This is a genomic window from Variovorax sp. S12S4, from assembly GCF_023195515.1.
Classification (GTDB): domain Bacteria; phylum Pseudomonadota; class Gammaproteobacteria; order Burkholderiales; family Burkholderiaceae_C; genus Variovorax.
On sequence record NZ_JALPKR020000002.1, the window covers coordinates 2,126,001 to 2,151,014 of the forward strand.

General features: G+C 66.7%; 15 protein-coding genes and 3 pseudogenes. 4 read left to right on the top strand and 14 right to left on the bottom strand.

Features of this window, described 5'->3' with window-relative positions:
* Positions 1-80: 80 nt before the first annotated feature.
* The 6 genes from M0765_RS10610 to M0765_RS10635 form a co-directional block, all read right to left on the bottom strand.
* Positions 81-4,802: a LamG-like jellyroll fold domain-containing protein gene (locus M0765_RS10610; protein ID WP_258503588.1), complete on the bottom strand. Its 4,722-nt coding sequence runs from the start codon at positions 4,800-4,802 to the stop codon at positions 81-83.
* Positions 4,803-4,953: 151 nt separating this feature from the next.
* A complete protein-coding gene (locus M0765_RS10615) occupies positions 4,954-5,805 on the bottom strand; it encodes a class I fructose-bisphosphate aldolase (RefSeq protein ID WP_258503590.1) in 852 nt (283 codons plus the stop codon).
* 42 nt (positions 5,806-5,847) lie between these two features.
* Positions 5,848-6,828, bottom strand: coding sequence for an aldo/keto reductase (locus tag M0765_RS10620; RefSeq protein ID WP_258503591.1), 981 nt, complete (start codon positions 6,826-6,828; stop codon positions 5,848-5,850).
* An 8-nt stretch (positions 6,829-6,836) separates the two neighbouring features.
* Positions 6,837-7,853 carry an ABC transporter permease gene (locus M0765_RS10625; RefSeq protein ID WP_258503592.1) on the bottom strand — a complete coding sequence of 339 codons (1,017 nt, stop codon included), beginning with the start codon at positions 7,851-7,853 and terminating at the stop codon, positions 6,837-6,839.
* Positions 7,850-9,361 carry a sugar ABC transporter ATP-binding protein gene (locus M0765_RS10630; RefSeq protein ID WP_258503594.1) on the bottom strand — a complete coding sequence of 504 codons (1,512 nt, stop codon included), beginning with the start codon at positions 9,359-9,361 and terminating at the stop codon, positions 7,850-7,852. The genes M0765_RS10625 and M0765_RS10630 overlap by 4 nt, the downstream gene beginning before the upstream one ends.
* Positions 9,362-9,422: 61 nt before the next feature.
* Positions 9,423-10,463, bottom strand: a complete 1,041-nt coding sequence (locus M0765_RS10635) for a substrate-binding domain-containing protein (protein ID WP_126747754.1) — start codon at positions 10,461-10,463, stop codon at positions 9,423-9,425.
* Positions 10,464-10,642: 179 nt separating this feature from the next.
* On the opposite strand from M0765_RS10635, the gene M0765_RS10640 reads away from it, so the two are divergent.
* The 3 genes from M0765_RS10640 to M0765_RS10650 are packed head-to-tail and all read left to right on the top strand — an operon-like array spanning position 10,643 to position 14,649.
* Positions 10,643-12,130: an FGGY family carbohydrate kinase gene (locus M0765_RS10640; protein ID WP_258503595.1), complete on the top strand. Its 1,488-nt coding sequence runs from the start codon at positions 10,643-10,645 to the stop codon at positions 12,128-12,130.
* Positions 12,127-13,890: a glycerol-3-phosphate dehydrogenase/oxidase gene (locus M0765_RS10645; protein WP_258503596.1), complete on the top strand. Its 1,764-nt coding sequence runs from the start codon at positions 12,127-12,129 to the stop codon at positions 13,888-13,890. The genes M0765_RS10640 and M0765_RS10645 overlap by 4 nt, the downstream gene beginning before the upstream one ends.
* Positions 13,891-13,911: 21 nt before the next feature.
* On the top strand, positions 13,912-14,649 hold the full coding sequence (locus M0765_RS10650) for a GntR family transcriptional regulator (protein ID WP_274708928.1): 738 nt from the start codon (positions 13,912-13,914) through the stop codon (positions 14,647-14,649).
* Positions 14,650-14,659: 10 nt separating this feature from the next.
* On the opposite strand, the gene M0765_RS10655 is transcribed toward M0765_RS10650, so the two are convergent.
* On the bottom strand, positions 14,660-15,550 hold the full coding sequence (locus M0765_RS10655) for a DMT family transporter (RefSeq protein WP_258503599.1): 891 nt from the start codon (positions 15,548-15,550) through the stop codon (positions 14,660-14,662).
* Positions 15,551-15,596: 46 nt separating this feature from the next.
* Positions 15,597-18,712: pseudogene (uvrA, locus tag M0765_RS10660) on the bottom strand (excinuclease ABC subunit UvrA).
* 173 nt (positions 18,713-18,885) lie between these two features.
* Here uvrA and ssb point away from each other — a divergent pair.
* Positions 18,886-19,441: pseudogene (gene ssb / locus M0765_RS10665) on the top strand (single-stranded DNA-binding protein).
* Positions 19,442-19,516: 75 nt separating this feature from the next.
* On the opposite strand, the gene M0765_RS10670 reads toward ssb, so the two are convergent.
* The 6 genes and pseudogenes from M0765_RS10670 to M0765_RS10695 form a co-directional block, all read right to left on the bottom strand.
* Positions 19,517-19,987: a hypothetical protein gene (locus M0765_RS10670; RefSeq protein WP_258503601.1), complete on the bottom strand. Its 471-nt coding sequence runs from the start codon at positions 19,985-19,987 to the stop codon at positions 19,517-19,519.
* 166 nt (positions 19,988-20,153) lie between these two features.
* The gene (locus M0765_RS10675) at positions 20,154-21,170 is read right to left on the bottom strand and encodes a Csu type fimbrial protein (RefSeq protein ID WP_258503603.1); all 1,017 of its coding nucleotides are present in this window, start codon (positions 21,168-21,170) and stop codon (positions 20,154-20,156) included.
* Positions 21,167-23,455 carry a fimbria/pilus outer membrane usher protein gene (locus M0765_RS10680; RefSeq protein WP_258503604.1) on the bottom strand — a complete coding sequence of 763 codons (2,289 nt, stop codon included), beginning with the start codon at positions 23,453-23,455 and terminating at the stop codon, positions 21,167-21,169. Before M0765_RS10680 ends, M0765_RS10675 begins: the two co-directional genes overlap by 4 nt.
* A 70-nt stretch (positions 23,456-23,525) precedes the next feature.
* Positions 23,526-23,768: a hypothetical protein gene (locus tag M0765_RS29195; RefSeq protein ID WP_258508497.1), complete on the bottom strand. Its 243-nt coding sequence runs from the start codon at positions 23,766-23,768 to the stop codon at positions 23,526-23,528.
* A 133-nt stretch (positions 23,769-23,901) separates the two neighbouring features.
* Positions 23,902-24,264 (bottom strand): annotated as a pseudogene (locus M0765_RS29200) (fimbrial biogenesis chaperone); the annotation flags it as partial.
* A 4-nt stretch (positions 24,265-24,268) separates the two neighbouring features.
* Positions 24,269-24,715 carry a Csu type fimbrial protein gene (locus M0765_RS10695; protein ID WP_258503605.1) on the bottom strand — a complete coding sequence of 149 codons (447 nt, stop codon included), beginning with the start codon at positions 24,713-24,715 and terminating at the stop codon, positions 24,269-24,271.
* Positions 24,716-25,014 lie beyond the last annotated feature (299 nt).

The window sequence follows — 25,014 nt, forward strand, 5'->3', positions numbered from 1 at the left end:
CCATGACGCCGGAGGTCATCGGCAGGACGAAAAAAGCCGGCCGCGAGAGGCGGCCGGCTTTTCAGGGGAGCGTCAGCGCGTCAGGGCAGTTGGGTCCAGCTCTGGTTCGTACCGCCGTTGCAGGTCCACGTGATGAGCGCGGTGTCCTGCGCCGTGGAAGCGTTCGGCACGTCCAGGCACGAGCCCGAGGCGCGGTTGCGAATGCTTCCGCCCACCAGGCTCCACTGCGCCGTGTTGCCGGCCGAGCAGGCCACCTGCACCACCGGCGCGTTGGTGGTCGCCGTACCGTTCTGCGCCAGGCACAGGCCGCTGTGCTCGGCCGCGAACTGCACGTAGCCGCCGGTGATGCTGTTCACGGTGAACTTCTCGTTGCCCGCGTTGCCGCAGGGCCATTGCACCGCCGTTGTGCCGCTGGTGGTGAGCGCGCCCTTGATGTTCACGCACATCGTGGGGTTCAGGTCCGAGCGCAGGCGCGTGACCACGGCCGGGGCCGTGTCCAGCGATCGCACGTACTCGCGCAGCGCGACCACATCATTTGCCGGCAAGCTCGACGCGTTGCCGTGGCCGCCGCTCAGCACGTCCTGCAAGGTGGCCGCCTGCCCGTTGTGGAAGAAGGCCGTGGTGTTCCAGGTGCCCGAGAGCGTGGGCGTGTCGAAACCCAGGCCCGCCAGCGGCTGGTTGATGCCCTTGCCGGAGGAGAGCTGGATCGTGCCCACGTCGTGCCTGAGGCCGTCGCGGAAGGTGCCTCCGGTGTGGCAGGTGGCGCACTGCGCCGTGTTGAACACCGTCTGGCCTCGCGCCGCCTCCACGCTCAGGCTGCCGTCCGCCGCACGCGCCGGGCTGCGCATGTACTTGTTCAGCGAACCCAGGTAGGCCGCAAGGTCGTCCAGCTGCGCGTTCTTGCCGGCCTTGGGCGCGCCCAACGGATCGGAGGTGGCCGCGAAGTCGGCATTGCTCAGGAAGCCCGTTCCGCCGAACTCGTTGCGGATGTCGTTCTCGAAGTCCTGCACCTCGTCGAAGTTGGCGGTCCAGTGCATCTTGCCGTGGCCGGCGCCGCGCTTGCCCATGAGGCTGATGGTGCGTCGAAGACCTTCACCGCGCTGCGTGAAGTCCCACACCATGCCGTCGTCGCCGCCATCGGCATGGCAGCTTGCGCACGAGATGTAGTTGTCCTTGCTCATGCGCCGGTCGGAGGCGTTGTAGAACACCTGCTTGCCGCGCAAGGCCGCGGCCGCCATGGGCTCCTGCGCCACCGTCGACACGTTCTGCAGGAAGGTCGCGGCATTGCTCTCCGAACTCAGCACCAGGGCCACGTCGTGCACCGAGACCGAGCGCGCCAGGAAGTTGTTGACGAACAGCCGCTTGCGTGCCGCATCCAGGTACAGGCCGTGCGGCGCGCTGCTGGCGTTGATCTCGCCGCGAACCGCGCGGCTGTAGGGGTCGACGATCGCCACGCGGTTGCCTTCCATCTGCGCCACGAACAGGTAGTCGCCCGATGGAGAGAACAGCGCGGCGCGCGCGGGCGCGCGGTCGTCGAAGTCGATCTGCTCGTCGAACACTTCCGCGGCGGTCTGCAGGTTGACCTGCGAGAGGATGGAGCGCACCGTCTGGTCGTGCAGCAGGTTGTTGCCGTCCCTGAACTTGCCGCGCACGATGTTGTCCTTCTTCGAAGGCAGCACCGCGCGCCGGCCGTCGGGCGAGATCACCACCTGGCTCAGGTAGTTGGCCACGCCGCGCGCGCGGCCCTCGGTGTCCACGGTGGTGGTGTCCACCGGCAGCGCAATGGTGCTCATGGCGCTCATGCTCTGCAGGTTCACCTTGTGCAGCTGGCCGCCGGTCATCTGCGACTTGAAGCGCGTGACATACGCCGCCTGTGCGTCCGAGCTCACCGCAATGCCGCGCAGGCTGCCTTCGAGTGCAACCGCGCCGGTGGTGGCGCCGTTGCTCGGGTCGAAGCTCATCAGCACCGACTTGCTCTCCAGCGTCAGCAGGCCCTTGGTTCCGTCAGGCGTGAAGGCCACGCCGTAGGGGCCGCTGCCGTAGGCCAGCGGCACGGTGGCCGAGAGGCTGCCGTCGGCCGCGCTGAGCGCCACCAGCTTGTCCTCGCCCTGCACCGTGACCCAGATGCGCCCATCGGGGCCCACGGCCAGCGTTTTCGGCTCGTCGCCCACGCGCACTTCCCATCGCTTGGCCAGGGTCTGTGCGTCGATGGCGGCGACCGTGCCGCTGTCGGGGTTGACCGAGTAGACCGAATTCGCGTCGCCCGCGATGTTGGTGGTGTGCGTGGGCGCCCGCGGCGTGGTCGGGACGATCACCGTGAGGTTGTAGGTGTAGAAGGTCTCGCGCCCGCTCGCGTCTCGCACGGTCAGCGTCACTGTGTAGTGGCCCGGCCGCGTGTAGGTATAGGTATAGCGCGGCTGGGTGGAGTAGGCCGTCTGCGTGCCATCGCCGAAGTTCCAGCGGAACTGCGCGCCGCTGCTGCCGAGCGTGGCGGGGTCGAACACCAGTTGCCCATTGACGATCTTCGGCCCGCCGCTGATGCCCGGGTCGCCGATGACGGCTTGCCCGCGCAGCGTGGCCACTTCGCCGTCGGTGAGCACGCGGCTGTACACGCGCACTTCCGCCAGCGTGCCCTTGAACAGATCGGTATTGCCCTGGATCTGGCCCATGACCTGGAACTTGTTCGCCAGCCCCTTGGTGCCGGTGAGGCCGGTGGAACTGGTCTTCACGCCGTCCACGTACATGGTCTGCGCGCCCGAAGCCGCGTCGCGGGTCATCACCACGTGGTGCCAGTTGCCGTCGTTCACGGCCGCCTGCGAACGTGTGCCCGGGTTGTTGGTGGCCTTGTTGGCCACCGAGAGGTTCATGAAGCCGCTGCCGTCGATCCAGCCCCAGAACACGTCGTCCGCGCCGTTGGCCTGGTCGCGCCCGAAGATGCCGGGCGCGGTCCATGGGTTGGCACTGCCGGCCTGCGTGGTCTTCATGTAGAAGCTCAGCGAGGCGGTGCCGCCGAGCACCGTGGCCACGGTGTCGTTCTTCAGCGGCACGCCGGCGGTGCGCGCCGCAAAGTTCATGCCGATGCTCTCGAACGCGTCGCCCGAGGCCGGCGTGCCGTTGTTGCTGCCGATCTGGTCGGAGAGGTTGCCCGCCAGCGTCCAGTAGTGCTGCAGGTTGATGTCGGTCGCGTTGCCGGTGTTGAAAACCGACTTGAAGTCGGCGCCTATGGCGTTGCCCGCATAGTCCTTCACGCCGTTGGCGGGCAGGAACACTTCATAGCTGGTGCCCGGCTGCAGAGGCTGCTCGGGATGGAAGTTGATGATGCCCAACTGCACGCTGTAGGTGCCCGCGAGCGTGTTGCCGCCCACCGCGCGCACGACGAAGGTGTTGGCATTGACGCTCTCGGGGCGGATGCTGTCGGTCATGCCGACGCCGATGCGCGAGGTGAGCGCCTGCTGCTTCGCGCCGTTGGCGGGTGACACCTGTTTCACTTCAGGCTTGGTGATGTCCGGGTCCACCGCATGCACGATGAAGCCGCTGCCCGAGCCGTGGTCGTTGCCCACGAAGACGAGGTTGCCGAACATCGCGACCTGGCCGTTGTCCGAATGCGAGAAGTTCGGGTCGTCCTCGCGCAGGATGCTGCCGCGGCCCACCTCGACGTGGTTCAGCGGGTTGCTCACGTCGACCTTGTGGATGCGGGTTTGCGCGCCCTGGATGACGTAGTTGTCCTGCGTGGCGCAGTACAGCTGCTCGTCGATGACCAGCCGGTTGTCCTCGGCCACGAAGCGCGAGCGGTCGCCCAGGTCGTAGCTGTACATCTTGGCGCCGCCGCCGCGCGTCGAGACGTGCAGGCTTTTGCCGTCGAAGCAGGTGGCGTAGTAGAACGGCGTGGTGCCCACGATGGAATCGAGCACCTTGGGGTTGAGCGGGTCGGAGATGTCGAGGCTCGCGAACCCGCCGTTGCTTTCCATCGCGGTCAGCACCATGTGGTTGCCCATGGTGAAGATCGGGCCGATCCGGAAATTGCCGAGCTCGCCCGTGGGCACCGGGTTGGGCTTGCCCGCGCCGCGGTTCGCAACCACGGCGTTTGCGGGGTCGGTGGCGTCGACGATGAACATGCCGCGGCCCGCGGAGGCCACGTACAGGTAGGGCGCCTGCCACCAGAGCTGCCAGGCGACGTTCTCGTAGTCGCCGGAGTTGACGCCGGGCAGCGCCAGCTTCTTCACCTGCTTGATGTCGTTGATGTCGGTGAAGTCCCAGAACTCGACACCGTTGATGCTGGGCAGCACCACGTACGTCTTGCCGCCGATCTTCGCGGTGCCGAAGGAGTGCGTTTCGCGAAACTCCTTGGTGCGGGCCTCGGGTTCGTAGATCTTCTTGACCAGCTGGATCTGGCGCGGGTTCGACACGTCGTACAGCAAAAAGCCGCCCGGGCCCAGGCCGCTGTCCGGCGCGAACGAGGTGAGAAAGTAGCCGTTGATCATGATGCCCGCGTTCATGCCGTAGTCCTTGCGGCCCGGGTACGTGGCGGGCACCTCGCGCGACTCGTAGGCGCTGCTGTGCGCAGGATCGAGCGGGTGGTTGGGGCTGGTGATCACCGACACCGGCTTGAACAGCTCGGCCGATGTGTAGGTGAGATTGCCGAGGCCCGGCCCCTGCAGCGGGAGCGGATCGGCCATGGCTTCGGCGACGGCCGTCGCCATGTTGTCGAGGGTGGTCATCGGGCTGACCCCGGTGATGGCCGCATGCGTCAGCAATGTGACGAGCGGAGCCAGGAACGCCATCAAGAAATACCGGATCTTCATCGTCGCCTCCAGATTGTTAGAAGTTCGCAGGGCAACCCGTTGCTCGATCCCTCTCCAGTGCGCGCGCAGGACGCACCCCGGCGGGCGACGGGTGCATCGCCTGCCGTGCTGACTTCTTCTTGGTTTCTTGCGCCGGCGCTCGCTCTTTGTCTTACTTGGCGCCGCTCGATTCGTAGAGGGCCCACGCCTCCTTGGCGCTGGCGCCGCGGTGGATCATGGCCATCAGCGCACTCACCACCGCCGAGGGGTTGGCGTGCTGGTACACATTGCGCCCGTACACCATGCCGACGGCGCCCTGGTCGAGCAGTGCGCGCGAGCGCGCAAACACCTGCTGCAGGTCTTCGCGCCCACCGCCGCGCACGAGCACGGGGCAACGCGCCGCCTGCACCACGCGGTGGAAATCGGCGGGGTCGCTGGTCGGGTCGGCCTTGACGATGTCGGCGCCCATCTCGCGCGCAAGGCGCACCAGCGTGACGATCTTCTCGGCGTCGCCGTCGACCTGGTAGCGGCTGCCCGGCGTGGGCGACTGCATCACCAGCGGCTCGATCATCAGCGGCATGCCGTAGCGGTCGCAGTCGGCGCGCACGCGTGCGATGTTCTGCACGCACTGGCGAAACAGGTCGGGCTCGTTCGGCAGCATGAAGAGGTTGACCACCACGCAGGCCGCATCGCGCTGCACAGCCGGCAGCACCGGGTCATGCTCGTTCTGCAACTGGGCCCACATCACGCGGTGCAGCGTGGCGTTGTAGGGGTTGCCCATGTCGATGCGCATCACCAGCGCGGGCTTGTTGCGGCCCGGGCGGTCCTGCAGCAGGTCGGACTGTCCGTAGTTGAGTTGGATCGCGTCGGGCCCGGCGGCCAGGAGCTTGTCCATGACCTGGGGCATGTCCTCCAGGCCGTCGAGGAACGAAGGCTCGTTGCACACGCCGTGGTCCAGGGCTATGTCCAGGCAGCGGCCATTGGTCAGCAGCCGGTTGAGCCGCGCTGTCTTGTCTCTCGACATGGAAAGAACTCCTTGTTGGGATCGGAAAAAGAAGGGGGAAGGTCAGGCGAGTGCGCCGAGGTGTCGCTTGGCCGCGGCATCGATCTGCCGCAGCGCGTCGTCGCCCAGCTCGACCGCGCCGGCACCGGCGTTCTCGATGGCCTGCTGGCGCACGCGCGCACCGCACAGCGCCACGGACACGGTGCCTCGTGCAATGGTCCAGGCGATCATCAATTGGCCGAATGAACAGCCCAGTTGCGCGCGCAGCGGGTCGAGCTCTTCGAAGAAGACCTTGAGCCTGGAGCGGTTGGCTTCGCTGAAGCGAGGATTGCTTGCACGCTGGTCGTCGCCCTTGAACTCGCGCGCCGGATCGATCGGGCCGGCAAGCAGGCCGAGCGCGAGCGACGAGTAGCCCAGAACCGCCACGTTGTGCTCGCTGCACAAGGGCGCGAGCGTGGTTTCGATCTCGCGGTCGATCAGGCTGTAGCGCTCCTGCGCCGCATCGACCGGGCCATGGCGCAGGTACTCGGCGAGCGTCTCGGGGCTCACGTTGCTCACGCCGATGGCGCGGATCTTTCCCTGCTTCTTCAGGTCGAGCAGCGCATCCATGGTTTCGGCCACGGGCGTGGTGCTGTCCTGCCAGTGCGTGATGTAGAGGTCGATGTAGTCGGTCTGCAGGCGCTTCAGGCTCTGTTCGCATTCATGAAAGATCGAATCGCGGCCGAGATAGCGGTACACCGGGTGACCGTCTTCCTCGAAGAAATGCGTGCCCTTCTGCGTGTGCCACACGAGGCCGCACTTGGTCGCGATCACGGCCTCGTGGCGCCGCCCCTTGAGCGCGGTGCCCACGATGCTTTCGGAACGCCCCAGGCCGTAGGCCGGCGCGGTGTCGATCAGGTTCACGCCTGCGTCCAGCGAGGCCTGGATGGCCACCACGGCGGCCGCGTTGTCCCCGCCGCCCCACATCCACCCGCCCATGGCCCAGGTGCCCAGGCCGATGGCCGAGCATTCGATGCCCGATGGACCCAGTGTGGTCTTCTTCATCTCGCTCTTCATCTGGTCTTCTTTCTCGTGTTCAGGAGGTGGTCGATGGTCACGGCCGCGAGCAGGATCAGGCCCTTGATCACGTCCTGCCAGTAAGGCGAAACGTCCAGCAGGATCAGCGAGCTGGTCACCACCGACAGCAGCGCCAGGCCCAGCACCGCGCCCAGCACCGTGCCCGAGCCGCCCTTGAGGCTGGCCCCGCCGATCACCGCGGCGGCAATCACGTTGAGCTCCATGCCCACGCCGAAGGTGGGCGTGGCCGCGCCGAAGCGCGCCGTGTAGATCACGCCCGCAAGGCCCGCCGACGCGGCGCACAGCACCGTGACCCAGAACTTCACGCGGCCCACGCGAATGCCCGAGTACAGCGCCGCCTTCTCGTTGCTGCCGGTGTAGAACACGCGGCGCAGCAGGGTCGAACGGCGCAGCACGAAGTCGCTCACGACGACGATGGCAATGAAGATCAGGATGACCGCGGGAACGCCGAACAGCGTGCCCTGCCCGATGAACTTGAACTCGGCCGGCAGCGAGAACAGCGACTGCGGCGTGCCCTGCGTGAGCGCAAGGCACAGGCCGCGCACGATCACCATGAAGGCCAGCGATGCAATGAAGTGGTTGAGCCCGATGCGCGTGACGCAGCCGCCGATCATTGCGCCGATGAGCCCGCTCGCGCCGATGGCCACCAGGCTCGCAATCCACGGGTCCACGCCCATCAAAAAGAGCTTGCCCGTGACCACCATCGCAAAGCAGACCACCGAGCCCACCGAAAGATCGATGCCCCCGACGATCAGCAGAATGGTCATGCCGACCACCACGATGCCCTCGATGGAGAACGACAGCAGCATCGCGCGCACGTTCTCCCAGGTAAGGAAGTAGGGGGACGCGAAGCTCATTGCCACGCACAGCACCGCAATGATCAGCAGCAGGCCCATCTCGCGCATGCTCGTGAGTTTGTTGGCGGGTTTTGCGGGCCCGCCTCCTGACTGCCTGGGCGCAATGCCCGCATCGAGTTGTGCCGGATAGTTCATGCCATCTCCTGTTCGCAGAGTCCGGAGGCGAGCCGCAGCAGGGCTTCCTCCGTCATTTCGTTGGAATTCAATTCACCGGCCAGCCGCCCGTCGCGGATCACCAGCGCCCGGTCGCACAGGCCGATGATCTCGGGCAGCTCCGAAGAGATCACGATCACGCCCACGCCTTGGTTCGCGAGCTCGCGCAGGATGTGGTGGATCTCGGACTTGGCGCCCACGTCCACCCCGCGCGTGGGCTCGTCCATCAGCAGCACCGAAGGGTTGGTGGCCAGCAGCTTGGCAATGGCCACCTTCTGCTGGTTGCCGCCCGACAGGCTCGACACCTCGATAGCCACGCCGTCCGACTTGAGATTGAGCTTGGCGCCCAGTTCGCGTGCCAGGCGGTGTTCGGCCGAACGCTGCAAGAGGCCCCAGGCGGAGCTCACGCGCCGCAGCGCCATCGAGGAGATGTTCTGCGCAATCGGCAGGTCAAGGTACACGCCCGCGGCCTTGCGGTCTTCGCTGAGGTAGGCAATGCCTTCGCGCAGCGCGTCGTTGTACTTGCGGATGGAAAGCGCCTTGCCGTTCAGGCGCACCGTGCCTTGCGTGGCGGCGCGCAGGCCGCACAGCGTTTCGGCCAGTTCGCTCCGGCCGGCGCCCATCAGTCCCGCAATGCCGAGGATCTCGCCGCGCTTCAGCGCAAACGAAACGCCGTGCACGCGCTCGCCGTCGGCAATGCCGGCCACTTCGAGCACCGGGCCTGAGGGCTCGGCGCCGGCTTGCTTGGGCGGGTAGTAGTTGCCGAGCTCGCGGCCGACCATGCGGCGCACCAGTTCGTCGGCCGTCAGCCCGGCCAGCGGCCCGCAATGCACGTTGCGCCCGTCGCGCAGCACCGTGACGCGGTCGCAGTGCGTGAATATTTCAGCCATGCGGTGGCTGATGTAGATGATGCCGATGCCCTGCGCCTTCAGGTCGTGCAGCACGCGAAAGAGCGCGGCCGATTCGTTGTCGGTGAGCGCGGCCGTGGGCTCGTCGAGGATCAGCACCTTGCAGTCGAGCGTGAGCGCCTTGGCAATCTCCACCAACTGCTGGCTCGAAATGCTGAGTTCGCTCACGGGCGCGGCGGGGTCGATGTCTTGCCCGAGCCGCGCCAGCACTTCGGCGGCGCGCGCGTTCAGGCTGGCGTAGTTCATCCACGCCTGCTTGCCCGCGTTGATCTCGGGCATGAAGATGTTCTCGGCCACCGTGGCGTCGCCGCACAGCGCGATCTCCTGGTGCACCAGGCCGATGCCCAGGCGCATGGCATGCGCCGGGCCGTCGATGAACACCTTCTGGCCGTTGAGGATGATGTCGCCTTCGTCGGGCCGGTGGATGCCGTCGATGATGTTCATCAGCGTCGACTTGCCCGCGCCGTTTTCGCCGCACAGGGCGTGGATCTCGCCCGCGTGCAGCGAGAAGTCCACGCCCGAGAGCGCGCGCGAAGCGCCGAAGCGCTTGCTGATGCCGCGCAGTTCGAGCAACGTGGTCACTCGGCAACCTCCGCGCCATGCGCTGCGGTGCGAGCTTGCTTGGGGCGGCCCGGCGCTGCGCTCATTCGCCGATTCCCTTGGTGCCGCGGCGCGCGAGGTACTTGTCCCAGTAGAAGTCGTCCGCGTTGGCCTTGCTGACCACCGACAGGCCGTTGTCCAGGAACGGCACCGACATGGGATTGGTGCCGTTGCGCTTGGCGTCGTTCATCGGGTCGATGAGCGAGGGGTTCTTGGCCAGGAACAGCATCATCATGCCCATGTAGCCCTGCATGCCCTGGTTGGGGTTGATGGCACCGAACACGTCGCCGGCCTTGATCATGTCGAGGATCTTGGCGTTCACGTCGCAGCACATCACGCGGATGTTCTTCTTCGATTCGATCTTGGCCTGCGCCGCACCCAATGCCGAATTGGCTTCGGGCATGAACAGTGCGCCGAGGTTCGGGTTGGCCTGCGCCAGGCTCAGCACCGCCTGGTAGGCCTTGCTCGGGTCCTGGTTGCTGGCGGCGCGGCCCACCAGCTTCATGCCCGCGTGCTTGGTCTTCATGCGGTTGATGAAGGCCGCGATGCGGCGGTCGTGGTTGTCCTGGCCCGGGTTCTCGAGCACCGCGTATTCGCCCTTGCCGCCCAGCGCCGCGGCAATCGCGTCGGCCGCCTGCGTGCCTTCGCGGTCGTTGTCCGAGGTGACGAACGAGGCGCGCTTGGAGTTGGGCGAGTCGGCCGCGAAGGTCACGACCGGGATGCCCATGGCCACCGCCCGGTTGATCGGCTCGATGAACGGATCGGGATTCATCGGGTGCAGCAGGATGCCCGCGGGCTTGCGCGCGAGTTCCTGCTCGAACGAGGCCAGCTGCTTGTTCACGTCGTACTCGGGCGTGCCGGTGTAGCGCGTGCGCACGCCCAGCGTGCGGCCGAGCTGCTTCATCATTTCGTAGACCGGAAACCAGTATTCGACGCCCGACACCATCACGTTCATCACGTACACGTCGCTGGCGTTGCCGCGCAATCCGGTGGCGGCGGCCGTGGGGGTGGACTGCGCAAATGCGCTGGTGCCGGCCAGGCCGATACCGGCGGCCGCAGCGGACTTCAGGAAATTTCGCCTCATCTTGTGTCTCCTCGCGTTGACTGGCAGAGCTTGCGACCTGCCTTTGGAGAGCAGATCTTGGGACCTCGTTGTCACGACAGTTGTTATGACAGGTAGAATGTAATCGCGGGTTGTTTGCCGCGATAACTAGGGGAAACGCTACTGGCGAGTCGCTTTCAAGTCGCAGAAGCTGTTATGACATGAAGCCAAACATATTGATCGGCGTCGACATGGGCTCGAGCAGCCTGAAGGCGCTGGCCCTCGAAGCTGCGAGCGGCCGCACCGTTGCGTTGTCCCGCATGCCCTTGCCGCACGACCGGCTGGCCGGCGGCGGCTGCGAGGTGGGCGCACCTGCCATCCGCGCCGCGCTGACGCATGTGCTGCGCGATGTTGCCCAACAGCTCGGCCCGCGCATGGCCGAGATTCGCGCCATGGCCTGCACCGGCCACGGCGCCGGCCTCTATGCACTCGATGCCGACGGCCAGCTCGTCGGCGGACGTGCCGTCGCCTCCACCGACCAGCGTGCCGATGCGCGTGCGCGCGCCCTCGCGGCAAGCCGCGGTGCGCAACTGTTCGAGGACGTGGGCTGCAGCCCCTGGCCCGGGCAGCCGACGGTAATCGCCGCCGAGTTGCTGGGCGCCGATGCCGTGCAGCGCGGTGAGCTGCGCCGCTTGCTGTTCGCCAAGGACTACCTCGGCTTTTTGCTCACCGGCGAGATTGCCACTGACGCGAGCGATGCAAGCACTGCCGGGCTGGTGTCGCTCGCCACCGGCAACTGGTCGCAGGCGGCCTTCGATGCATCGGGCATTGCGGAGCTTGGCGCACATGCCTTCGGCCCCATCGTGCCGAGCGGCACTGTCATCGGAAAACTGGGGCCTTCGGAGGCGGCGCTGTGCGGGTTGCCGGCGGGCATTCCGGTGGCGATGGGCGCCATCGACCTGCTCGCCTCCATGACGGCGATTGGCGCGGAAGCGCGCGGCCGTGCGGTATCGGTGTTCGGCACCTGGTGCGTCAATGCCGTCATCGGGCCGGTGCTGGAGCCGAAGCCTTCCGTCGCCGCCATCGTGAATTTCGGCCGCACCGACGAGCGGCTCTACATGGAGAACAGCCCCTCGTCGATGGCCAACATCGCTTGGCTGGCCGGCGTGCTCGCACTGCCCGATTCGCGCGCGGTGGTCGACCTGGCCATGACGGTGCCGCTGGGCGCTGGCGGCCTGCGCTTTCTTCCTTTCGTCAATGGCGGAGGCGGCGTGACCGCCGGCTTCGTGGGCCTCAAGAGCCACCACACACGCGCGGAGATGGCGCGGGCCGTGGTCGATTCCGTTGCGGCCCTGCATGCGCGGCACACGGCGCGCCTTGCCGCGGCCGGCCTCGCGGTTGGCGAAACGACGGTACTCGGCGGCGGCGCGAGCGATGCGCGCCTGGTGCGCCTGCTGGCATCTTTTCTTGGCCGCCCCGTCGAGCGCTGTGCCGACGACGAGACCGGCGCGCGCGGCGCCGCAATCTACGCCGCCATGTCGCAAGGCCTCGACGACGCGGCCCAGGGCAGCCCATTGCTCGCGCCCTGCGAAGTGGTCGAACCCGAGGCACGGGACGCCAGCGCCCACGCGGATTTCAACGCCGGTTTCAACGAACTGATTGACAGCATGTCACCTGTATTCACCCACATCGCGGGCGGCGCCAAATGAGCGCCTGGCAATTGCCCTTCGTGCGCCCGGCCTCGCTGGCGGGGCGGCATTTTTCCACCGTGATCGTGGGCGCCGGCATCAACGGCGTTGGCGTGTTCCGCGACCTTTCGCTGCAGCGCGTCGATTGCCTGATCGTCGACAAGGGCGACTTTGGCGCCGGCGCCAGCAGCGCGCCTTCGCGCATGATCCACGGCGGCCTGCGCTACCTGGAGAGCGGCAGCTTCTCGCTGGTGGCCGAGGCCACGCGCGAGCGCAACCTGCTGCTGCGCAATGCGCCGCACCTGGTGCGGCCGCTCAAGACGGTGGTGCCGCTTGCCAACTTCTTCGGCGGGCTGATGAGCAGCGCGCTCAAGTTCTTCGGCCATACGCCGCCGCAGCGCACGCGCGGCCTGCTGGCGGTGGCACTGGGCCTGCGGCTTTATGACCTGCTGGGGCGGCGCCAGCGCGTGATGCCGGGGCACCGCATCAGCCGCGTGCCTTCGGCAGACCGCGGCTTGTTCCGCGCGGCCATCCGCTGGACCGCCACCTTCTTCGATGCGTGGATCAGCCATCCCGAATGGCTCATCCTTGAGCTCATCGGCGATGCCTGCCGCGACCAGCCGCGTTCCGCGGCCGCGAACTACTGCCGCGTGATGGGCTGTGCGGGCAACATCCTCACGCTGCGCGACGAGATCACCGGCGCACTCGTGCGCGTGACGGCCGATACCGTGGTGAACGCCACCGGTGCATGGCTCGACCGCAGCGCGGCGGTGCTCGGCGGTGCCGGCCCGCGCGTGATGGGCACCAAGGGCTCGCACCTGGTGCTCGACCACCCCGCGCTGCGCGACGCGCTCGATGGCCGCATGGCCTACTTCGAGGCGGTGGATGGGCGCGTGTGCATCGTCTACCCGTTCCTGGACCGCGTGCTGGTGGGCTCCACCGACATCCCGGTGGAAGACCCGGACCAGATCGTCACCGAGCCGGCGGAGGTCGACTACCTGATCGATGTGCTGCGCGAGGTGTTCCCCAACATGGCCTTCGGCCGCGGCGACGTGGTCTACACCTACGTGGGCGTGCGGCCGCTTGCGCGCTCCGATGCGGACAAGCCGGGCCAGATTTCGCGCGACCATTCTGTCGTGGTCGATCCGCCGAATGCGACGCGCGACATTGCCATCGTCGGCCTGGTCGGCGGCAAGTGGACCACCTTTCGCTCGCTGGCCGAAGAAGCCACCAACGAAGTGCTGCAGCTGCTCGGCCGCTCGCGTACCGCATCGACCGAGCTGCTGCCCATTGGCGGCGGTGCGGAACTGCCCGCCGATGCAGCGGCGACCGACCGTTTCATCGAGAAGATGATGGCGGCCTCCGGCATGGGCCGCACGCGCGCGCTGAACCTGCTGGCACGCTACGGCTCCAAGGCGCTGCCGCTGGCGCAGCGCCTTGCGGCGTCGGGTGATGTGCCGCTCGCGCATGCGCCGGATTATTCGGCGGCCGAGCTGTCGTACCTGTGCCTTGAAACCGGCGTGGTGCACCTGGACGATCTCGTGATTCGCCGCACGCTGCTGGCCATTCGCGGCCTGGTCACCGACGCAGCCTTGGCCGAGATTGCGGGCGTTGCGGCCGAGGCGCTGGGCTGGGACGCCGTGCATGCCCATAACGAGCTGTGCGCCTGCACCACGGCGCTGCGCGAGCGGCACAACGTACGCCTTCATGCCGTGCCGGCAGGCGAACAACCTTCTTTCGATGCATCATTGATGGCCAACCCAGTGCTTGGCCAAGCCTAAAAAGTGAACAGTCCCAACGACATGTCGACCGTGCTCGACCGCAACTCCGAATCGCCGCTGTGGGCGCAGTTTCGCGACACCATTCGCCTGCAGATCCTGCAAGGCGTGCTGCCCATCGGCGCCAAGCTGCCCTCGGAGGCGGAACTGGGCGAGCAGTTCGGCATTTCGCGCATCGTGGTGCGCGAGGCACTGGCCGACCTGGTGCGCAACAACCTCATCTACAAGATCAAGGGGCGCGGCGCCTTTGTGTCGGCACGCGAGCGCGACGAAGACTTTGTTTCCACCGTGCTGGGCTTCTCCGACGAGATGGAGCGCAAGGGCCGCTCGGTGCGCACGCAGATCCTCATGCAGGAACTGCGCGCGCCCACTGCGCAAGAGGCCGCGTCGCTGGGCCTGGCCGACGACACGCAGGTGGTGGCGCTCAAGCGCCTGCGCAGCGTGGACGGCGAGCTGCGCCTGCTGGTCGAAACCGTGGTGCCGGCCGACCTGGCCCCCGGGCTGCACCGCGCACGCCTGGAAGACCGTTCGCTGTACGACGTGCTGCGCCGGCAATACGGGCTGCGCCTGGTGCGCGCCGAGCGCTGGATCGATGCGGTGCTGCCCGATGCCGAAACCTGCAAGCTGCTCGACCTGCCGCAGCCCGAGCCGCTGCTGCGCATCGAGTCGATTGCCTACGGCGCCAACGGACGGCCGCTGGAACACTACCGCGCGCTGCACCGCTGCAAGACGAGCCGGCTGCACGTGCAGACGACGACCTGAGCCGTCTTCGTCAGGTCTTGGCGGCGCTGCGCGAAGGCCAGAGCACCGAGGCAATCGCCACCATCATCAGCGCGACGGCCACCCAGTCCTGCCAGTGGACGACCTCGCCGAGCCACACCGCGCCGCTGAACACGCCGAGCACGGGAATGAACATCACGCTCAGCGTCGATGCCACCGGCGGAAGGCCGCGCGCCAGGTAGAACCACGCCGCGTGTGCAAAGCCGAAGATCAGCACCGCGTTGTAGAGAATCGAACCCCAGGTCACGGGGCCGGGCCAGCGCCACTGGTCGCGCTCGAAGAGCAGCGTCAGCACCGTCATCACGACGGCCGTCATCGCCGTCATCCAGAAAGACAGCGTGAGCGTGGGAAGCCCGATGCGCGTGTGCCGCAGCAGCTGCGTGCCTAACGCCCATGTTGCGGCAGCCGCCAGTGCGAGTGCCACGTAGCCGGGCCGTCCTGCAAAGTCGGTGAGCTCGTGCCACAGCAAGAGCCCCACGCCCACGGCGCAGGCACCCACGCCGATCCATGCACGCCGTGTGAGCACGGCAGAGAACAGCACGGCGCCGATCACCGCCGAGAACACCGGCATCGTGTAGCCGAGGATTGCCGCGCGCCCGCCAGAGAGCGCCTTCACCGCAAGAATGATTGAGGCATGCCAGACGAACATGTTGGTGGCGCCCAGCCACACCAGTTCGGGCCATGCGCTTCGCGGCACGCGAAAGGGCACCTTCATCCACACCAGCGCGAGGCCCAGTACCGGCAGGCCGAGCCAGATGGAAATGACGCGGAACGCGAGCGGCAGATAGTCCGCCACGCCGATTTTCATCACGGGCCAGTTCAGGCCCCATGCAAGAGTCAGGAGAACAAGCAGGACGAACTGGCGCGGCGTGAAGGAAGGCATGGGCCGCGATTGTGGCGCGGCTTGCGCATTCGTGCAGGCGGCGCGGCTACAGCAGGCGCTTGAGGTAACGCCCTGTGTGGCTGGCCTCATTGGCCGCGATATCTTCCGGCGTGCCTTCGCCCACCACCGTGCCGCCGCCCGCGCCGCCCTCCGGGCCCATGTCGATCAGCCAGTCGGCCGTCTTGATGACGTCCAGGTTGTGCTCGATCACGACGATGGTGTTGCCCGCGTCGCGCAGCTGGTGCAGCACTTTCAGCAGCAGCTCGATGTCGGCAAAGTGCAGGCCGGTGGTCGGTTCGTCCAGGATGTAGAGCGTGCGGCCCGTGTCGCGCTTGCTGAGCTCCAGCGCCAGCTTCACGCGCTGCGCCTCGCCGCCCGAGAGCGTGGTGGCCGACTGGCCGAGCTTGATGTACGAAAGGCCCACGTCGAGCAGCGTGCGCAGCTTGCGCTCGATGGTCGGCACGGCCTTCAAAAACTCGTGCGCCACCTCGACCGTCATCTCGAGGATCTGCGCGATGTTCTTGCCCTTGTACTGGACCTCGAGCGTCTCGCGGTTGTAGCGCTGGCCGTGGCACACCTCGCAGGGCACGTACACGTCGGGCAGAAAGTGCATTTCGACCTTCACCACGCCGTCGCCCTGGCAGGCCTCGCAGCGCCCGCCCGCCACGTTGAAGCTGAAGCGGCCCGGGCCGTAGCCGCGTTCGCGCGCGGTGTTGGTCTCGGCCATCAGCTCGCGAATCGGCGTGAACAGGCCCGTGTAGGTGGCTGGGTTGCTGCGCGGCGTGCGGCCGATGGGGCTCTGGTCGACATTGATGACCTTGTCGAAATACTCGATGCCCTCTACCGACTCGTGTGCGGCCGGTTCTTCGTGCGCGCGGTACAGCGTGCGCGCCACGGCGGTGTAGAGCGTGTCGTTCACCAGCGTCGACTTGCCCGAGCCCGAAACGCCCGTCACACAGGTGAGCAGGCCGACCGGAAAGGCCACGCTCACGTTCTTCAGGTTGTTGCCGGTGGCGCCGACCACACGGATTTCCTGCAGATCGGTCTGCGAGGCGAGGTGCGCCGCTTCGCGCGCGGCGCGCCGCTCGGCCGCGGGGCTCGGCGGAAAGCGCGAGGCCTTCTTGCCTTCGTTGAAGGCAGGCTTCTTCACGACCGGCAGCCAGGCGGTGCGGTGCTTGGGCACTTCGATCTTCTTCGTGCCCGACAGGTACTGGCCGGTGAGGGAATCGGGGTTGGCCGACACCTCGGCATAGGTGCCCTGCGCCATCACGCGGCCGCCGTGCACGCCGGCGCCGGGGCCCATGTCGATCACGTGGTCGGCGGCATGGATCATGTCTTCGTCGTGCTCGACCACGATCACGCTGTTGCCGATGTCGCGCAGGTGCTTCAGCGTGCCGATGAGGCGGTCATTGTCGCGCTGGTGCAGGCCGATGCTGGGCTCGTCGAGCACGTACATCACGCCCGTAAGGCCGGAGCCGATTTGCGAGGCCAGGCGAATACGCTGCGCCTCGCCGCCCGAGAGCGTCTCGGCGCTGCGGTCCAGGCTCAGGTAGTTCAGGCCCACGTCGTTCAGGAACTTCAGGCGCAGGCCGATCTCGCGCACCACCTTGTCGGCAATGTCGGCCTTGGCGCCGCGCAGCTTCAGGTTCTGGAACCAGGCGAGCGAATCGCGCAGCGTGAGATGGCTCAGTTCGAAGATCGCCATGCGCGGGGGTCGCCGCCATCGGCAGGCCGATTGGCCTCGTCCACCAGGAACACGTTGCGCGCCTCGGGCCTGAGGCGCGAGCCGCCGCAGTCGGGGCACGGCTGCAGGTTGCGAAAGCGCGCAAGGTCTTCGCGCACCATCACCGAATCGGTCTCGCGGTAGCGCCGCGTCATGTTCGGGATGATCCCCTCGAAGGGGTGCTTCTTCGTGAGCTTCTTGCCCGCGAAGTTGCCCGACTCCATGGTGTAGTTGAACTTGATCTCTTCGGCCGCCGAGCCGTGCAGCAGCACCTGCTGCACCGAAGCGGGCAAGGATTCGAAGGGCGCGTCGACGTCGAACTTGTAGTGCTTCGCGACGCTCTCGATCATGCTGAAGTAGTAGCTGTTGCGGCGGTCCCAGCCCTTGATGGCGCCACTGGCCAGCGAGAGCGAAGGGAAGGCCACCACGCGCGCCGGGTCGAACACCTCGCGGTGGCCGAGGCCGTCGCAGCTCGGGCAGGCGCCCACGGGCGAGTTGAACGAGAAAAGGCGCGGCTCCAGTTCCGACAGCGAGTAGTGGCAGATCGGACAGGCGAACTTGGCGTTGAACAGGTGCTCCTTGTCGGGCGCGCCCTCCGTGCCCAGCTCCAGCGCAATGGCGCGGCCTTCGGCCAACCGCAGCGCCGCCTCGAAGCTCTCGGCCAGGCGCTGCTGCATGTCGGGGCGCGCGCGCAGGCGGTCGATGACCACGTCGATGTCGTGCTTCTCGGTCTTCTTGAGCTTGGGCAGGTCGTTGTATTCGTAGGTCTGCCCGTCGACCCTGAAGCGCACGTAGCCCGCGGCCTGCATCTCGGCAAAGAGCTCGAGGAACTCGCCTTTCTTCTCGCGCGCCACGGGCGCCAGGATCATCAGGCGCGGCTCATTGGCAATGGCGAGCGTGGCATCGACCATCTGCGACACCGTTTGTGCCTGCAGCGGCAGGTGGTGCTCGGGGCAGTAGGGCGTGCCAGCGCGCGCATAAAGCAGGCGCAGGTAGTCGTGGATCTCGGTCACCGTGCCCACGGTGGAGCGCGGGTTGTGGCTGGTGGCCTTCTGCTCGATGCTGATGGCGGGCGACAGGCCCTCGATCACGTCGACGTCGGGCTTGTCCATGAGCTGCAGGAACTGCCGCGCATAGGCCGAGAGGCTTTCCACGTAGCGCCGCTGCCCTTCGGCATACAGCGTGTCGAAAGCCAGGCTCGACTTGCCCGAGCCCGACAGGCCGGTGATCACCACCAGCTTGTTGCGCGGAATGTCGAGGTCGACGTTCTTCAGGTTGTGGGTGCGCGCACCACGGATGCTGATGCGCTGTTGCGCAAGCACCGCGCCTAGGTAGGTGTCGCGTTCGAGTCGCGCGTCGCGTGCGCTCTCCTCGTTGGCGGCGATGTCTTCAATGGCTTTGGAATTCAAGGGGGCGATCGTCCGAGGGCAACCGGACATGATAGTCCGAGCGGCATTTCATGGCGAGGGGGCGGGTTGAGGCCGGTTTCATGAGGCGCTCCTCGGCCGGTGCTTCCGGGGCGCCAGGCGGCGGCACCCGGGCGGCCGCCATCGGGCACAATGTCGGGTTCTACTTTTCCTTCTCCTCCATCTACTTATCAGGGGCAGTGCATATGGCATCGGTCAATAAAGTCATCGTCGTCGGCAACCTGGGGCGCGACCCAGAAATGCGTACCTTCCCGAGCGGCGACCAGGTCGCGAACGTCACCGTGGCCACCACCGATCGCTGGAAAGACAAGCAAAGCGGCGAAATGCGCGAAGCCACCGAGTGGCACCGCATCGTTTTCAACGGCCGCCTGGCCGAAATTGCCGGCCAATACCTGCGCAAGGGCTCGCAGGTGTATGTCGAAGGCAGCCTGCGCACGCGCAAGTGGACCGACAAGGACGGCATCGAGAAATACACCACTGAAATCCGCGCCGACCAGATGCAGATGCTGGGCAGCCGCCAGGGCCAGGGCGGCCCGTCGGGCGGTCCGGAGGACGACGGCGGTTATTCGCAGGGCGGCGGCGGTGGCGGCTACTCGCAAGGCGGCGGCGGTGGCGGGTGGCGGCGGCTACGCCCCCCGTGCACCCGCCGCGGCACCGCGCGCTCCTGCGGCGGCGCCGCGCCAGGCTCCGGCCAAGTCTTCGTCGGGCTTCGACGACATGGACGACGATATTCCGTTCTGAAATCGTTTCACCGGAATTCGCCGATCGAAAGCCTGCAGTTCATCGCTGCAGGCTTTTTTTCTGGCGCGCAGCCGGTCAGTAGGTCACCGTCACCCGCATCGCATTGCTGCCGTCGCCGGCCGGAGCGGCAGTTTGCGACGGGGCGGAGCCCGTGGTCGCCGCCATTGCACCGATGACGCCTTGCCAGGCGGAAGCGAGGCTATCGCGGCCGTCGGCATCGTTTCCGGCCACCATGAGCGTCGTTTCGCCGATCTTGTCGAACCGGTACTCGCGGCCCTTGATGACCACCGACTTCATGTTGGTCCACACGCGGTATTCATGTCCGCCCTTGACCGGTGTGACCTCGAGCACCTTGAAGGTCGGCAGAACGACCATCGAGATGGTGAAGCGGGCCGTGGAACTGTTCATGCCGTGCGTCGGCTCCGCGGAACTGAGCCGCAGCGGCAGCGGCAGCAAGAGCAGCAGCATGCCGGCGGCAGCCAACGGTGGCGCTATTCGCGTCGGGCGCAGGGCAGTTGCACCTGCAGCGGACATGTTTCCGGACATTGGAACTCCTCCTCTCGTCGCAACCGGGTGGAGGGCATCGCATTGATGCCCCGTCCTGGTTTATCGGCAGAGTCGCGGGAAAATGAAGGCCGTCCGAGCCATTCTTTACCCATAACCTGCTATTGGCTAGCAGGTTTTTCCGCACCGGCTTGCTTGCCGGCGGAGTTCAGTAGGTGACGCTGACCGTCACCACGTCGCGGTAGCTGTCCGGCCGCACGTTGGCGCTGGTGCCGAGAACGCGGCCATACAAGGTCAGCGCCTGGGCGCCTCCATTGCCGGTGCCCGTAGCGACGTTGCCGCCCGTGCCCGTGACGCTGCCCCAGATGGCGGTGCGCGCGGCGTTGCGATAGAGCCGGTAGGGCACCGCGTCGGCGTTGCCGGGTACGCCGCCTGTCGGCGTCATCGTTCCTGCGCCGGTTGTCGAGCCGTTCGAAGGAGTCAGCGCAACCGTGTACGGGGTGGGCGTGGTGCAGGTGACGTTGATCGTGCTGGTCTGGTCCCTGTCGGCCTGGCCCGGCAGGCCGTTGACGGTGCCGAAGTTCAGCGGATCGGCGGTGACCAGGCAGCTCTTGGCGACGGTTGCGGTGACCGAGAAAGCGAAGTTGTCCGTCATCGAGGTGTTGCACGTCGCCGGCGTGGCGCTTGTGCTCGACGAGAGCGTAATAGAGGTGTGGATACCGCCGAAGTTGTCCTGGTAGGCACCCGGAGGCACCGTGCTCTGCAGGGGAAGCAGTTCCCCGCGCATGGTGGCGCTTCCCGAGGTGCTCGACCGGCGGGGAATGCTCATCGTGACGACCAGGGGATTGGGCACCGCTGCGTTGCCGTTCGAACCCCAGATGGTGCCGCTCGTGGCCTGGTAGAGCTGGAACCGCAAGCTGTTTCCGGCGGCGTTCTTCATGATGCGCGGATTGAAGTTCGTCAGGCCTTCATCGCCATCGCCGATGTTGAAGCAGACCCTGGCGAACTCGGCGTTGTTGCCGGTGTTGTTGCAGGTGTAGGTCAGCGTTGCATTGGCCGAAGGCGGCGCGCTCCCGTCGACAAGTTCGACACTGCCGAAAGCCACGTTCGACATGTTCGCAGTGCAGGTGACCACCGCCTGCGCGTTGTCCGCAGGCAGCCACCACAGAAATGCACAGAGCAGGGGCAGGCCGAGGCCCTTCAACGAGCGGGTCAGAAGGCTCATGGCGTCTTGGTCTCCTTGGCGCAGCGCAGCGGGCCGATCTGCGGAATTCCCGAGGCTTCCTTGCGATAGTCGAAGCTCGCGCGGCAGCGGCCCGAAGGCGTCTGTACGTCGAGCGTGTTCCGGGGCTGGAGCGATTCGAGGTACACCGCGCCGTCGAAACCGACCAGGGCGGGCTCGCCGCCCTGTGCGTTGGCGTGCACGCGGCTGCCCAGCGGCAGGGGCTTGCCCGCCTCGTCCACCAGGAGCAGTGCGGCCGCGCTGACCGGCGTGATGCCGAAGCGCACCAGCGTGCCGGCGCGGTCGCTCGGCGTGGCAATGGTCTTCACGCGTTCGATCCTCACGTCGGCGGGCAATTGCATGGGGTCGATGGAAAGCTGGTTGTTCTGATAGGCACTGAGCGGGGCCACCAGCAGCATGCCGTTGCCGTCGGTGGTGCCGATGTCACGGTTCTCCAGCCTTACCGGCACGCCGGCGATGCCGTCGGTGGAGACCACCGCGAACGCGTCGTCGATGCGGCGGGCCGCGAACGGCTGGCCGCCCATGAACACGACCGAGCCGGTGGCTCCGGCATAGGCAAAGCGGCTGTCGCCGAGCACGCTGATGCCGGCCATGGCGCGGCCATAGCGGCCCAGGTAATCGATCTCGGCCTGTCCGCCGTTCTGGCCACCGCCTTGGCGCAGGCCTGCGCGCCAGCCGATGCCGCCTTCGCCCGGCGTGGAGCTCTGCGCATCGACGGTGTAGATGTTGCGGTCGCGCTCGCGCTGAAGGCCGGCGCTGGCCGTGACATTGCCGTCCAGCGCCCAGGTGAACCCGACGAAGAGACTGCGCTCGCGGCGGTCATCCAGGTTCTGGTTCAGGCTGACGTTCACCGAGGCATTGCGGCCCACGGCCCTGAACCAATAGACGCTTGCCAGGCGCGTTGCCTGCTGCGCGGGATAGCGCAGGTAAAGGTAGCTGAGGCCGAAGCTGCCGAAGCTGCCTGTGGTGTAGCCGATGGAGGCGCGGCCCGAACCGCGCGGCGGCGGGCCGCCGTAGAGGGATGCAACGTCGCGGTACTCGCCGCGCGTGCGGGTGCCTTCGACGGCAAAGTTGAATTGGTTGTCGCGCCAGCTGTAGCCCAGGTTCATCAGGGAACCCTGCTCTCCGCCGTAGCTGCTGTGCGCCACGGCGCCTGCGACCACGCCGCTCTGGCCGAGCAGCCATGCGCCGCCGACGCCGCTCTTGACCAGGCCCCGGGTCGCCTCGCCATGCGCCTCCAGCGTGAAGCTGTTACTCACACCGTAGCGCCAGGTGCCGCTGGCCGCGGGATCGCTGCCGTAGTCGAAGGAGCGCAGGCCGTAGCTCTTGCGCACCATGCCGAGATCGACGGACCAGTCGGAAAGGCCCGCCTGCAGCAGCCGCTGCGTGTCGTAGAGCGAAAAATCGAGCGTCGTGGCGCGGCCGAAGGCGTCGGTGAGCACCACTTGCGCGTTGCCGGCACCGTTGATGCTCGGCACCGTCTTGAGCTGGAAAGGCCCGGCCGGCACCTGGCCCGAGTACTGGCGCAGGCCGTTGATGTACAGCTCCACCTGCGATGGCAGCGTGGCCGACCCCAGGAACGCCGGCAGCGGCGTGGTGGTGCGATACGGTTGCAGCGCAAAGTTGCGCGAAAGCTGGATGCCGCCGATGCGGGTGGAGCGCGACCACGGCAGCGAAGCCGTGGTCGTGTCGCCCACGCGGAGCGTCAGCATGTCATCGGGGAACGACTTGCTCCAGGTGGTGTCGAGCCGCACGGAGTCATGCTGCCAGCCTTCTCCCGGAAGGCGCGCCGCTCGGGACATCAGCGTGTTGCTGAACACGGCGCTGCCGCTGAACGCGCGCAGTTCGGTCAGCGCGTTGAAGCTGGACGTATTGCCCCGGCCCTGGGTGCCGTAAAGGTCGTAGTTGAGCAGCAGGCCGGGCGCCGCATTGGCCTTCGATGCAACGATGCTCGACGTGTCGACCACGGTCGTGGGCAGGCGCAGCACATCGGCCGCGGCAACGATCGCCAGACGCTGGCCCGCAGCGTCGTAGTCGACCTGTACGCCCGGCAGGCTCTTGAGCGGCACGGGGTCGGACACGCCTGGCGGCAGCACGAAGCCCAGCTGCCGCAGCGTGGCGGCGGCGGCCCAGAGTTCGTTCCCGCGCAGGCCGAAATGAACCAGTCCCTGGGGATTGCCGTTGAGGCTCAGTTCCAGGTAGAGGTCGCCGCCGCCGGTTCCGGCGAGGTTTTCTTCCGCGGACGCGGCCACCAGCGAGCTGGACACGGCTGCAACGTTCTGGGCCTGAGCGGCCAAGGACGCCAGACCGGAAAGAAGCAACAGTGGCAGCAGGCGCTTAGCGGACGCGTGGGAGCGGCGGGATGTTTTCCTGCGTCGCGTTGCCATTGATCTTCGTTTCCAGAACGCCCCCGAGGGCGAATGTTTCTGTGGATGTCTTCAGCGGCCAGCGCATGCGCGCGCCGGGCAGGACATAGCCCATCAGTCCGGCATGCACCGGAGTGCGGCGGCCGACGGTATCGACAAAATCCAGATCGGCCAGCTGGGCATGCATGCCGCCTTTGTTGGCGACTTCGAGCACGGCCTGGCCTTCTTCCCTGCGAAGCGACCATGTGAGCTGGGGTGCGGGCGACTGCGCGCGCGCCCGCGGCCGCGATGAAGATGGGCACCGAATAACGCAGCACCAGCTGCAGGCCCTTCTTTTCCTTCATCTCGACCGGCAGCTCATCGATGATGACCCGGTACGAGCCTTCGACCGGACCGGCGGGAACGCCGGTGCGGATGACGCGAATCAGTTGCCGCGCGGACGCGTCGAGCTGCACCATCGGCGGACTTACGAGAAGTTCGCGCGAGGGTGTCAGCTTTTCGGCGCCGTCTTCCTGCGTCCACTGATAGACACGCACCTGGGCGTGCACCACCGTGTCGCCGGTGTTGCTGAGCCAAAGGCCCTCGGCGTTTTGCGAGGCCTGGAGCGTCAGCGTGACCGGCGAAACCTGCAGTCCGCTCGCCGAGGCGAACGCGTGCGCCAAGGCGAGCGCGAGGGCGGCGGTGTAACGGAGCAAGTGGTGCACGGGCACTCGATCAGTAGTTGACCTGGACGGTCACGGTGTCGGCGTAGTCGCCAGGGGTCACATTGGCGTTGGCGACCGTGGCGAACACCGGGATCACCTGCGCGACGCCAGTGCCGGTGCCGGCCACGCCGTTGCCCACTGCGGTGGGGGTAGCGGTGTTGCCCCAGACCGGACCCGTGGCGCTCACCGAGCGGAGCTGGTAAGCAACGCTGTCAGAGCCGCCGGAGGTGGAGGTCATCGCGCCGGCGCCCACGGTATTGGTGTTCGAAGGCATCAGGCCCACGTTGTAGGGCGTCGTCTTGGAACATGTAACGCTGATGTTGCTGGAAGCCACCAGGCCGGTGGCGGACGAGTTGACCGTACCGAAGTCGATGTTGGAGGCGTTACCTGCGGTAACCGAGCAGGCCTTGGCGACGGTGATCAGAACTTGAAACGAGCCGCCGGAGGTTGCAGCCATGGCAGCGCTGGTGGCCGTGATTGCGAGAATGGAAGCGAGGAGAAGAGAAGGTTTTTTCATGAGAGATGCCAACAGTTGTTAAGAAAACGACGGGAGAACGGGTGCGGATGGTGCCAACGATTGTCGCAGCTGGATAGTAGAATAGTTCACACAATTGCACATTTAGTTGCAATGCGACCGAAGTTTTTAACAATCGCTGTTACATCTCATCGTGTGCGGCGAGGTACGTTTCGTCCGAAAAAACGTAAACAACAGTCTTGAACGCGGACAAAATGTTGCCAATCTGATTTGGAGGACAC